Origin of the sequence: Novisyntrophococcus fermenticellae, from assembly GCF_018866245.1 — a bacterium.
GTDB lineage: Bacteria > Bacillota > Clostridia > Lachnospirales > Lachnospiraceae > Novisyntrophococcus > Novisyntrophococcus fermenticellae.
Genome location: NZ_CP076458.1, coordinates 1,007,621 through 1,020,752, shown reverse-complemented (window position 1 = coordinate 1,020,752; position 13,132 = coordinate 1,007,621). Strand labels below are relative to the sequence as shown.

Genomic DNA, 13,132 nt, shown 5'->3' with positions numbered 1-13,132 from the left:
CCATCTACCCCTTAACTGCACCCGATGATAAACCTTCTACCAGATTTTTTTGTACTAAAGCAAAGAAAATCAAAATCGGAATCAGGCTGATTACAACTGCTGCCATCAAAAGCCCCCAGTCTATGGAATACTGGCCGATAAAATCCTTCATTCCCACCTGAATTGTTTTCTTCAGGGTCGTATTGATAAATGTCGCTGCGTACATATACTCGTCCCATGATGACATGAAGCAGAACAATGCGGTTACGAATAATCCCGGCTTTGCCACATATAAAATAACAGAAAAGAAAGAGCGGATTCTACTGCATCCATCAATCATGGCCGCCTCCTCCAAATCCCATGGTATGGTGTTAAAAAAGGCACATGTATTCCATATGGCAAATGGAAGCGTAAAAGAGCAATACATCATTATCAGTCCCACGTAGCTGTCAATCAGATTCATTTGCTTCATTATAACATAATATGGAATACAAAGTAAAATACCGGGAAACATTCTGGTCATAAGAATTACCATTTTTATCTTCTCTGCCCCGGCGATGTAATATCTGGTCAAACCATACGCCGCCATAACTGATAAAATCATACAAATCACCATTGTAACCACTGTTATAAATATACTGTTTACAAAATACCGTATGAAATTGGAATGAAAAATCACCTGTTTGAAATTATCAAAGGTTATATAGGACGGAATAATCTGGGTTGGATCATATATCTGTTCCGATGATTTCAGAGCAGTCAGTATTACATATAAAAAGGGAAGAATGGATGCCGCCACCATAAGAACAGTAAATACATAGGCAATTACTGTTCTGATTCGCTCTTTCTGAATTCTGTTCATCACTGCCCCTCCTTTTCACTGATCATCCTGAGATAAATCCACGAAAATAATGTCATAAATATAAACAGTATAACCGATGCCGCTGCTCCGGTTCCGAAGTTATGTTTGATAAATGCTTCCCTGTATGCATACGTATATATAATTTCTGTGCTATATAAAGGTCCGCCTTCTGTCATTAACCAGATTGTATTGAAACAGGATATGATTCCAATCAGGTTAAGGATTGTTGATATGGCCAATGGCTCCTTGATAATTGGTAAGGTAATCCTCCAGAAGCTTTGCCATCTGCTGGCTCCGTCTATATCCGCACTCTCATATACATCTCCGGGTATTCCCTGCAATGCTGCCAGAATAAAAATCATCTGAAATGGAATTCCTTTCCAGATTGCTACCAGAATTACACACCAGAAGGCAGAGCCCACGTTGCCAAGCCACGATACCGATTCTGTAATCAATCCCAGTTTCACTGCCAATATATTGATTATTCCTACATTCGCATTGTATAGAAATGTAAATGTCATCGCCGCAATCGCATGAGGAACCGCCCAGGGTACAAGTATCAGTGTCCGGAATACAGACCTGCCCTTCATCTTACGGTTAAGCGCCAATGCAAGCAGCATCGCAACTACAAGCTGGACTACCAGATTGATTACCGTCCATTTCACTGTATTACCAATTGACTGGATAAAAATTTTATCCTTAAAGATCTTTATATAATTATTCAATCCGGCAAATGTATTAAATGCCTCATCATTTGGACGTACAAGATTATAATTTACAAAGCTGAGATAGATACCTCTGCACAATGGATAAATACTTAAGGCCAGAACAGCAATAACCGCCGGTGCAAGCAGCAGATAACCCGGCCAGTTTCTTTTTAATTCCAGCTTTTTTCCGATTCTATGTTGTCTCACCTTTGTCCTCCTCCCGAATTTACATGCAGTCCCATACATTTCAGGCGGGACTGCATGCAAAACTTTATTTATAATTTTCCTCTATATTCGAATTTAGCTCTGAAGTCAATTTCGTCAGCGCTTCATCCGCTGTGCTCTTCCCATAATTCACCTCCAGAATCGCATTCGTAATCAACTGGTCAATTGTCTTCTCATTAATTACAGCCGGTCTGGCCTCGGTATAAGGGAATTCATCGGTAAACACTTTCAGTTTGTCTTTTCCTTCCAGAGCCTTATCATAGTCAAATCCTTTTCTCGCAGAAATCTTTCCTTCTACCGCCAGGATAGAATCACCCTTCTCAGAATTAAGATAAGAAATTAAATCATAGGCCAGCTTAGGGTTTTTACTGTTTACATTAATATTCCATGTCCAGCCTCCAAGGATGGTAGCCTGGGTTTTACCGGCAACCATCGGAGCTATACCATAGTTCACATCCGGATTCACACCCTCAATTCCCGATGCACACCAATCACCTCCCAGAAGGAATGTAGCCTCCCCATTCGCGAAGCTTTCATAAACCTTATCCCAGGTTGTTGCTTCCTTAAAGGATTCAACCAGTGCACCTTTTTTGATTAGATCACAGATGTAGTTCCATGCTTCCTTACCATTTTCATTATCAATTACCACCTTGGGAATCTCACCACTGGTATCAATGACCGGGTTCTCGTTCTCATAGAAGAAGGAGTAAAAAGCATAAGCGCTCTGATACGTTGCAATACCGCCATAGCCTGCCCCCAAGACAGTATCCAGTGCCTTCGACAGCTCTTCCCAGTTCGTCGGAACCTCCAGATTCAATTCTTTCAGGCGATCCGCATTGTAGTATAGCCCACAGCAATCCATATACCATGGAACTGAATAATATTCTCCTCCAAATTTACCAGAATTGAGCGGTCCCTCCTGATACTGGGATATAAGCTCATCTGCTGTAGCATAATTCTTAAGTGGTTCGAGCAGACCCATCGCCGCCAAATCAATTGCATGTCCCGAATTATCCATGATGACAATATCCGGTCCACCTCCGGCCAAAGCAGCCGTCTGGAAAGATTCTTTGATATCCTGCTGCGATGCAGCCTGTAATGTTATCTTTACTCCAGGATTCTCTTTCTCATATTGTTTGATGACATTATTAAACTCAACTCCCAGGGGATTGTTTTCGTCCACCCAGCTATTGGTCATAAGTAATGTCAGCTCTCCTTCCGAAGAGGAAGAAGATTTTTCCTGCGAAGTGCTTTCCGCATTTTCTCCCGATGGGTCTGCAGATTTAGTGTTTCCGCATCCACTTATCATTGTGGCTGCTATGGCTCCCAAAACAAATAATAATCCGTACTTTCTTTTAATCATAATGAATCCTCCCTTTTTTCGTTTTCTATTTCATCTGTCATCCTGGCAAATGTCTTATCCACATTAGACCATACTTTTTATCAAATTTGAATAAAGATATTATACTGAAAAACTGCATTTCATTCTAAAAATGTTTTTATATAATACATCCTTCCAATATGATGATTATTTTTTGATTTCGTATTGAATATTTCTAAAAATATTGCAGATAGTTCTTTCGAATAAGAACATTTTTTTTCTATAAGCTCCTACATTGGATGTTTTTGTTTATTCTCTTTTTAATGCTTGCCCTCTATAATTTTTCTGTAAGCAATCCCCCGATTGTTATACAAATAATTGTTATTATACGAGGAGGTATCTCATGAGTAAGCTAAATGTAGCATTAGTAGGCCTTAGTTTTGGATTAGAATTTGTGGCAATTTACTGCAAGCATCCCGATGTTGATAAGGTGTTCGTGGTGGATCAAAATGAAAAGTTACTTGCCATCGCCAGGGAGCGGTATAGTATACCGGAAGAGTGTTGTTTTACCGATTTGCAGTCTGTTCTCAATATCAAAGAAATCGATGCAGTCCATCTTGTAACACCTCCTGCAACGCACGCCCCATTTTCGATTCGAGTTCTAAATGCAGGCAAGCATTGTGGGTGTACAATTCCTATGGGAATGAGCATTCAGGAATTAAAAGATGTAATTGAAGCCAGAAAAGCATCTGGAAAAAACTATATGTTTATGGAAACCACAATTTATCAGCGGGAATTTTTATATATGAAAGAACTGTATGAAAAGGGGGATTTAGGACGTCTGCAGTATATGACCTGTGCCCATTATCAGGACATGGAAGGCTGGCCGGAATATTGGAAAGGATTTCCGCCGCTTATGCATCCAACACACGCCGTAGCCCCATGCCTGATGTTAAGCGGACATTTGCCGGAAAAGGTCTATGCCCGTGGTTCAGGCAACGTTCGAAAAGAGTTACAGGAAAAATACGGATGCCCCTTCGCTTTTGAATCCGCATTTATCACCCTGCAGGACAGTGATATAACGATAGAAATGGAACGGTTCTTATATGGAGTGGCCCGCAGTTATTCTGAATGCTTCCGTATATATGGAGAAAATAAAAGCTTCGAATGGCAACAACTCACAGACGAAGATCCGGTACTATATACAAGGACCGGATCTTTACAAAAAGTGGACATCATAACCGATGAAAACGAGAAATCTGACCGAGGCGGAGAAATACTGGAGGAACGCATACATATACCAGATTATGCATATCTGCTTCCCGAAGAGATAGCACCTTTCACAACCAATACGGTGTATAACAATGATAATACCCATCTATCCTTTAAGCAAGGCGGCGGACATGGGGGCTCACATCCACACCTGGTACATGACTTTGTACGCTCTATCCTTGAGAACCGGAAGCCGGCAATTGATGACATCATGGGGGCATATTGGACCGGAACAGGCATATGTGCACATGAATCAGCAATGCAAGGCGGGGTCGTGATTGACATACCGAAATTTGATGCTGAATAGCTGACCATTTTAATTCACACCATCATGAGGCAGGTGACGGGTCCGAGTCCCGTCATCTGCTTAATTTTTAACCTATATCAGTGCGGAGGTGGTGATCCAAAAAATAACAGCCATAAATATTGATTTGCAATTTCAATCCACACCACCACTTGGGGTGCGACAACAACTTTTTTAATTTTTTTTATTTTATTTCTCTATTTCAATCCACGCACCCACTTGGGGTGCGACGGTATGATTATTGCGGAAAGAAGTGGATTACAAGATTTCAATCCACGCACCCACTTGGGGTGCGACGTTAATTCATGCGGTTTTTTCTCTATGCAATCAGATTTCAATCCACGCACCCACTTGGGGTGCGACCTTCTTTGGCGGATAGCAATTTTTCAACCGGCTCATTTCAATCCACGCACCCACTTGGGGTGCGACGCGAATGCAAAAAGGTGTTTTCTAGTTGTTGACATTTCAATCCACGCACCCACTTGGGGTGCGACGCACGCATCGTTAAAACAGAGGGTTGACATATATGATTTCAATCCACGCACCCACTTGGGGTGCGACGAGTATCAGTCCATTTTTCGACATTCATTTTTTATTTCAATCCACGCACCCACTTGGGGTGCGACGAGGTTGAGGGCTTTGGAACTGCCAGAATACATCAATTTCAATCCACGCACCCACTTGGGGTGCGACTCTATGAATTGGCAGATACGTCAGACGTGACAATCATTTCAATCCACGCACCCACTTGGGGTGCGACTTCCATGGTGTTGGATAGTCCTGCGGCACACGATTATTTCAATCCACGCACCCACTTGGGGTGCGACATCACTACCCTGCTTTTTAAAATAATTCCAGATTTATTTCAATCCACGCACCCACTTGGGGTGCGACTCCGTATCTCACAGCGTTTCAGGCGATAATATCCAATTTCAATCCACGCACCCACTTGGGGTGCGACAAAGCACCTCCTGCTTTTCAGCCATGCCATCAAATATTTCAATCCACGCACCCACTTGGGGTGCGACTAATCCCTTGCCGGATATTACTGCTTGCAATCCTATTTCAATCCACGCACCCACTTGGGGTGCGACATCCTTTTCTTTCCAAGGGTAGCTTGTAATATTTCCATTTCAATCCACGCACCCACTTGGGGTGCGACGGGACAACGATACGCTTTAGGGTGCCGCCTTTCAATTTCAATCCACGCACCCACTTGGGGTGCGACAGAAACGAATTATTATAAAAGGGGAGGGACAAGATATTTCAATCCACGCACCCACTTGGGGTGCGACAAAATTTAGGGTAGTTTTGCACAACCGTATCAATATTTCAATCCACGCACCCACTTGGGGTGCGACGTGGTGATATAGCAGAGTCAATAAGGGCTTTAAATTTCAATCCACGCACCCACTTGGGGTGCGACTGTATTCACCCAGCTAAACGACGATAACAAAAAATTTCAATCCACGCACCCACTTGGGGTGCGACTAATAAGCGATATGAGCCAATTACGATATCAATAATTTCAATCCACGCACCCACTTGGGGTGCGACATCCGATATCCTGCCTGTTGGATACGTCTGACTGATTTCAATCCACGCACCCACTTGGGGTGCGACGCTTCGCGTATAAGGGTGTAAAGTTTTTTCAATTGATTTCAATCCACGCACCCACTTGGGGTGCGACTTGGAAACTATACAAACGTAGTTTCTGAAACATGGATTTCAATCCACGCACCCACTTGGGGTGCGACGTTTTACAATACTGTATCTGACGCTGTAACAAAGCATTTCAATCCACGCACCCACTTGGGGTGCGACAACAGGACAGGATGCGCTTAACATCTTAACTGACGATTTCAATCCACGCACCCACTTGGGGTGCGACCGAATTATCCCAGTAGGATATAACGGATATATGTTAATTTCAATCCACGCACCCACTTGGGGTGCGACGGTGGGTGGAATTTCCGCGACTAAATGGCACAGACGATTTCAATCCACGCACCCACTTGGGGTGCGACGCTGTCAAGGGGATTGTTGCTACCGCTGCCATTGATTTCAATCCACGCACCCACTTGGGGTGCGACACAGGCCAAGAAATTAAAAGACCACATCCGCTCGATTTCAATCCACGCACCCACTTGGGGTGCGACCGACTTGCACTGGCATCTGGGTATGATGTAAGCGCAATTTCAATCCACGCACCCACTTGGGGTGCGACCCTTACCGCCAGAAAATGACACGTAAATATTATCATTTCAATCCACGCACCCACTTGGGGTGCGACGTTATACCATGCCTATTGTATGCTACTATCACAAAATTTCAATCCACGCACCCACTTGGGGTGCGACGAGGACGCGAAAAAGGTTTTGGTTGACCGGAACATTTCAATCCACGCACCCACTTGGGGTGCGACTATACTATGATGGAAAAGCATTTTCACTAATTTCTATTTCAATCCACGCACCCACTTGGGGTGCGACACCACGACCGATGAAAGAAAGCATTAACCCAGATGATTTCAATCCACGCACCCACTTGGGGTGCGACTCAGGCCCCTGTTTTAACGATTCTGGCAAAATTGATTTCAATCCACGCACCCACTTGGGGTGCGACGGCGGTTTCCTTTTGGTGGCTGGCCCTGGGCAATTTATTTCAATCCACGCACCCACTTGGGGTGCGACCGGGAAAAGAATGATGGCATTATTATGGTCACAGATTTCAATCCACGCACCCACTTGGGGTGCGACGACGAAATGGTTGCTTTCCACGTGTCCATTGCTTCCATTTCAATCCACGCACCCACTTGGGGTGCGACAAAGGCTCAATGTATGGAGCCGTACAACCAATTTGAATTTCAATCCACGCACCCACTTGGGGTGCGACACCAGCCGCATTTTCATCAACCTCAAACCCTTCTGATTTCAATCCACGCACCCACTTGGGGTGCGACTTCTAGGCAACGTGTTTATGGATATCGTAACAGATTTCAATCCACGCACCCACTTGGGGTGCGACAGTGCGGCAGTGGCAACAAGCGTAAAAGCGTTTCAATTTCAATCCACGCACCCACTTGGGGTGCGACGATTACCGTCTCAAACAGTTGGAAGATGAAGTGCATTTCAATCCACGCACCCACTTGGGGTGCGACAAAAGTAGGAGATAAAGTAACGGTTAGGTCATGGATTTCAATCCACGCACCCACTTGGGGTGCGACCTCTGCCAAAACGCAGGATTTTTCTTTGATTGATGATTTCAATCCACGCACCCACTTGGGGTGCGACGTATGAATCTAATAAAAAAATGGCTCTTGCCAAAATTTCAATCCACGCACCCACTTGGGGTGCGACGGAGATTTAATTAACAGTTTTGTTACATTTGTCTGGATTTCAATCCACGCACCCACTTGGGGTGCGACATACTACGGCATTGCCGCATTGTAAACAGGAAAATATTTCAATCCACGCACCCACTTGGGGTGCGACTAAAAGCGTCACAGTAAAGGCTACAGACGTATCAATTTCAATCCACGCACCCACTTGGGGTGCGACATTTCATCAGTTTCTCTATTCCATACTTCCTTTTATTTCAATCCACGCACCCACTTGGGGTGCGACCATGTGGTTTGAGACTGGGATGGCACATCAAATTGATTTCAATCCACGCACCCACTTGGGGTGCGACGAAGTCAGAATTAGACGCATCTATTGCCAACGCAATTTCAATCCACGCACCCACTTGGGGTGCGACTTCTTTGACCGCAATTTTACCCCGGACACCTACGATTTCAATCCACGCACCCACTTGGGGTGCGACCGGATACACTTCGGATTCACCCCGAATCGTGATATTTCAATCCACGCACCCACTTGGGGTGCGACTCATCTGTTGCACTTCCTTTCTTCTTGATAATAATTTCAATCCACGCACCCACTTGGGGTGCGACGCCAAAAAGCAATCTAGTGCGAGACCGCACCAGAATTTCAATCCACGCACCCACTTGGGGTGCGACCAGTTGGTGATTATCAGTGGACAACTGCAAACTTATTTCAATCCACGCACCCACTTGGGGTGCGACACGAATATATTACGGCCTTTTTAGAGTATTATTATTTCAATCCACGCACCCACTTGGGGTGCGACACGGTTCTCCCGATTGATTCCCAGGTCCTTGTTAATTTCAATCCACGCACCCACTTGGGGTGCGACGAACATCGGCACTTGTGACCAGAATGTACTTAAGGATTTCAATCCACGCACCCACTTGGGGTGCGACGTATTCATCTTTGATGTATTCTGTCAGGTCAAACTATTTCAATCCACGCACCCACTTGGGGTGCGACGGCATAGTTTGTCACTGCTCCGGACGCGTTGGCAGATTTCAATCCACGCACCCACTTGGGGTGCGACTTCAATTTTTCCGATTTGCAGTACCCCACGATCAATTTCAATCCACGCACCCACTTGGGGTGCGACTAGACTTCGCAAACCTCAAGCGAACCGCCTGACTATTTCAATCCACGCACCCACTTGGGGTGCGACATAATTAATCAACACTATTATAAGATGTGTTGAAAATTTCAATCCACGCACCCACTTGGGGTGCGACAAAGGAAGCTCTTAATCTGTACAAGCGTGACAGATTTCAATCCACGCACCCACTTGGGGTGCGACTGGATGCTGCACCAGAACGTGGATTGATACCATGATTTCAATCCACGCACCCACTTGGGGTGCGACTAAAGGCGGTATACCGACACACAATGGAGAGCAAAATTTCAATCCACGCACCCACTTGGGGTGCGACGCTTGCATCTGCCTCAAACATCGGCTCCCATTTTGATTTCAATCCACGCACCCACTTGGGGTGCGACCATCAGGCAAAATCTCAACGTCTATGGTCTCCTTATTTCAATCCACGCACCCACTTGGGGTGCGACAAAATTACCGATACAGCCGGGAAAGCTGGGAAAGATTTCAATCCACGCACCCACTTGGGGTGCGACTATGTAAAAAAAGTTTTTATTAAACAACGCAACAAATTTCAATCCACGCACCCACTTGGGGTGCGACAGACAGTCCGGCGATCGGTTGGTACGACGATTGCGATTTCAATCCACGCACCCACTTGGGGTGCGACGGTATACGGAAAAGACAATGTCACCGGAACAGCCATTTCAATCCACGCACCCACTTGGGGTGCGACAACGCTTCTGTCACACGTTCTGCCCTCTCTTTTCTATTTCAATCCACGCACCCACTTGGGGTGCGACTATCAAAAATAGGCTGTCCGCCCCAGCGATTCAGATTTCAATCCACGCACCCACTTGGGGTGCGACTATAAATAACATTGCCATACCATTCTACTTGTCTCTATTTCAATCCACGCACCCACTTGGGGTGCGACATTCTTGATGTGCTATCTATCAATGCCTGCCATTTAATTTCAATCCACGCACCCACTTGGGGTGCGACTCTCTTGAAGATGTTATCTGGTGGAACAATCCCAATTTCAATCCACGCACCCACTTGGGGTGCGACTCTTGATGTGCTATCTATCAATGCCTGCCATTTAATTTCAATCCACGCACCCACTTGGGGTGCGACACAGTGTTGAACACCTAGTATCACTTATATGACCATATTTCAATCCACGCACCCACTTGGGGTGCGACAAGATGTGGGACAGCTCTACTGTAAATGAGATGTGGGATTTCAATCCACGCACCCACTTGGGGTGCGACGTTATCTTTCCGACCGTACCATCGGTTGCGTTGAACTATTTCAATCCACGCACCCACTTGGGGTGCGACACCTCGTTGGCGGATAACAAATTGCCAACCGACTCATTTCAATCCACGCACCCACTTGGGGTGCGACTTGCTATGGTACATCATCTGTTACAAGTTTCTTGATTTCAATCCACGCACCCACTTGGGGTGCGACCAGCAGATGTATTCACCGCTTCAATCGCTTGATGATTTCAATCCACGCACCCACTTGGGGTGCGACGTTGAAGCGGTTATCATATGCCCAGACAATATGTTTATTTCAATCCACGCACCCACTTGGGGTGCGACGATTGTTTTTTGGTAGATTCCCTGTTCCCACAAGATTTCAATCCACGCACCCACTTGGGGTGCGACTTGAAACTGTTCAACACAAAAGCCTTGTCAGAAATATTTCAATCCACGCACCCACTTGGGGTGCGACTATTTGACGGAGATACTCGATTCAAACAAATTTTTATTTCAATCCACGCACCCACTTGGGGTGCGACGTAACGCCGAAATATATGGTCATGCTGATGTGCACGATTTCAATCCACGCACCCACTTGGGGTGCGACTTCCAGCTTCAATCTTCGCAATCATTGACCTGCTTATTTCAATCCACGCACCCACTTGGGGTGCGACCCCGCCATCCTCTAACGGTGTGATATGTTCAATATATTTCAATCCACGCACCCACTTGGGGTGCGACCATAAAAAAACACTGTCATTGTCCGGAAACATCCGATTTCAATCCACGCACCCACTTGGGGTGCGACAATTCAAATTTTTGTTCCTGACACGGAGAAATTCATTTCAATCCACGCACCCACTTGGGGTGCGACTTCATCCTAGTTTTGACAATCGGGTCTTCCTGTTCATTTCAATCCACGCACCCACTTGGGGTGCGACCAGTGCATGATAAATCATGCGTTTATGGTAACACCATTTCAATCCACGCACCCACTTGGGGTGCGACCAAACCACGACTATTGAAATGATTGATATGAGAATTTCAATCCACGCACCCACTTGGGGTGCGACACATCCCTAAAATCCTTTAATGCTAAAATCCTATATTTCAATCCACGCACCCACTTGGGGTGCGACGTCGGTACTATAAGGGACTGGGAACAGGGTCGTAATTTCAATCCACGCACCCACTTGGGGTGCGACTGCAGTTATCCAACAAGTAGATGATGACGTATGATTTCAATCCACGCACCCACTTGGGGTGCGACGGGTCTTGGCGGTGTAGGGTTTTTAGCCACTACGAAATTTCAATCCACGCACCCACTTGGGGTGCGACAGAAATCGGACATGCAACGGCAAAATATGTCGAAATTTCAATCCACGCACCCACTTGGGGTGCGACAACATGGAAGCAACATATCTATTACCTTAACCAAATTTCAATCCACGCACCCACTTGGGGTGCGACATCAGCAGATTCATTGACCGCTTCTATCGCCGTGTATTTCAATCCACGCACCCACTTGGGGTGCGACTCTTGAAGTGCTATCTATCAATGCCTGCCACTTAATTTCAATCCACGCACCCACTTGGGGTGCGACCAAATATCGCAAGTATCACTTTGGTCTTTTCCAAATTTCAATCCACGCACCCACTTGGGGTGCGACTCAGACGGCATACATATTTATGCTGGGATTGGAATTTCAATCCACGCACCCACTTGGGGTGCGACATCTTTCCGACCATACCATCGGTTGCATTGAACTATTTCAATCCACGCACCCACTTGGGGTGCGACATTTCCATATTTGATTCCAACAAATAGCTGACCGATTTCAATCCACGCACCCACTTGGGGTGCGACCGCTTCTGTCACACGTTCTGCCCTCTCTTTTTTTATTTCAATCCACGCACCCACTTGGGGTGCGACGGAAAAGGGAAAAGCCGTTCCAACAAGGAGTTGGATTTCAATCCACGCACCCACTTGGGGTGCGACCGGAGCTGGCAATTTACCGACTCAAAAAGAAACGTATTTCAATCCACGCACCCACTTGGGGTGCGACGAAGACTACAATATTATTTAAGGGATCTGGCGCAGATTTCAATCCACGCACCCACTTGGGGTGCGACTCTAATCGTTCTTGCCCTTTTGCTTTGATGGAATTATTTCAATCCACGCACCCACTTGGGGTGCGACCCGACTGATTATCGACAGAAAGCAAAACCTGACAATTTCAATCCACGCACCCACTTGGGGTGCGACGGCTATATGATGTGTTTTTTTCACAGCATATAACAACATATAGATTTTACCACTGCATTTTTATGCAACTGCATATATCTATATTTTAATTATTAGTTTTTTTGGTGCGAACCTCCTTGTGTTTTTATGATCACTTATGGTTCGCACTGTCTAAACAATGAATGCATCGTCGAATTTATACGTTTTCTTTGCACCCATATGCTGAACTTTCTTGTCGTAATTATCTCCAAGTCTATAAAATCGGAGGCTGTCCATATCCATATTGATCACTTCCAATAATTGTTTCTTCACTTTTAATAATTCAGCCTCATTTAACCTGCATTCGAAAACAGAATTCTGTACTCGCTGACCATAGTTCTCACATATTTTAGCCACCCTACGGAGCCTACTCTGACCGCTTGTCGATGTGACATTAATATCATATGTTATTAATATGTACATTTCAAC

General features: G+C 45.4%; 5 protein-coding genes and 1 CRISPR repeat array. Of the genes, 1 reads left to right on the top strand and 4 read right to left on the bottom strand.

What is annotated here, in order from left to right:
• Window positions 1-4: 4 nt before the first annotated feature.
• The 3 genes from KNL20_RS04630 to KNL20_RS04620 form a co-directional block, all read right to left on the bottom strand.
• Complete coding sequence (locus KNL20_RS04630) at window positions 5-841, bottom strand: carbohydrate ABC transporter permease (protein WP_230399453.1); 837 nt, start codon at window positions 839-841, stop codon at window positions 5-7.
• Window positions 841-1,755, bottom strand: coding sequence for a carbohydrate ABC transporter permease (locus tag KNL20_RS04625; protein WP_230399452.1), 915 nt, complete (start codon window positions 1,753-1,755; stop codon window positions 841-843). The genes KNL20_RS04630 and KNL20_RS04625 overlap by 1 nt, the downstream gene beginning before the upstream one ends.
• Window positions 1,756-1,819: 64 nt before the next feature.
• Window positions 1,820-3,136, bottom strand: a complete 1,317-nt coding sequence (locus KNL20_RS04620) for a sugar ABC transporter substrate-binding protein (protein WP_230399451.1) — start codon at window positions 3,134-3,136, stop codon at window positions 1,820-1,822.
• A gap of 361 nt (window positions 3,137-3,497) precedes the next feature.
• On the opposite strand from KNL20_RS04620, the gene KNL20_RS04615 reads away from it, so the two are divergent.
• Window positions 3,498-4,673, top strand: a complete 1,176-nt coding sequence (locus KNL20_RS04615) for a Gfo/Idh/MocA family protein (RefSeq protein ID WP_230399450.1) — start codon at window positions 3,498-3,500, stop codon at window positions 4,671-4,673.
• Window positions 4,674-4,802: 129 nt separating this feature from the next.
• Window positions 4,803-12,685: a CRISPR direct-repeat array (repeat unit 32 nt; unit sequence ATTTCAATCCACGCACCCACTTGGGGTGCGAC).
• 150 nt (window positions 12,686-12,835) lie between these two features.
• On the opposite strand, the gene cas2 is transcribed toward KNL20_RS04615, so the two are convergent.
• Window positions 12,836-13,126 carry a CRISPR-associated endonuclease Cas2 gene (cas2, locus tag KNL20_RS04610; RefSeq protein ID WP_230399449.1) on the bottom strand — a complete coding sequence of 97 codons (291 nt, stop codon included), beginning with the start codon at window positions 13,124-13,126 and terminating at the stop codon, window positions 12,836-12,838.
• Window positions 13,127-13,132 lie beyond the last annotated feature (6 nt).

Coding starts and splice junctions, on each gene's coding strand:
- cas2 (WP_230399449.1), bottom strand. CDS start 13,126: ATGTACATATTAATAACATATGATATTAATGTCACATCGACAAGCGGT.
- KNL20_RS04620 (WP_230399451.1), bottom strand. CDS start 3,136: ATGATTAAAAGAAAGTACGGATTATTATTTGTTTTGGGAGCCATAGCA.
- KNL20_RS04630 (WP_230399453.1), bottom strand. CDS start 841: ATGAACAGAATTCAGAAAGAGCGAATCAGAACAGTAATTGCCTATGTA.
- KNL20_RS04615 (WP_230399450.1), top strand. CDS start 3,498: ATGAGTAAGCTAAATGTAGCATTAGTAGGCCTTAGTTTTGGATTAGAA.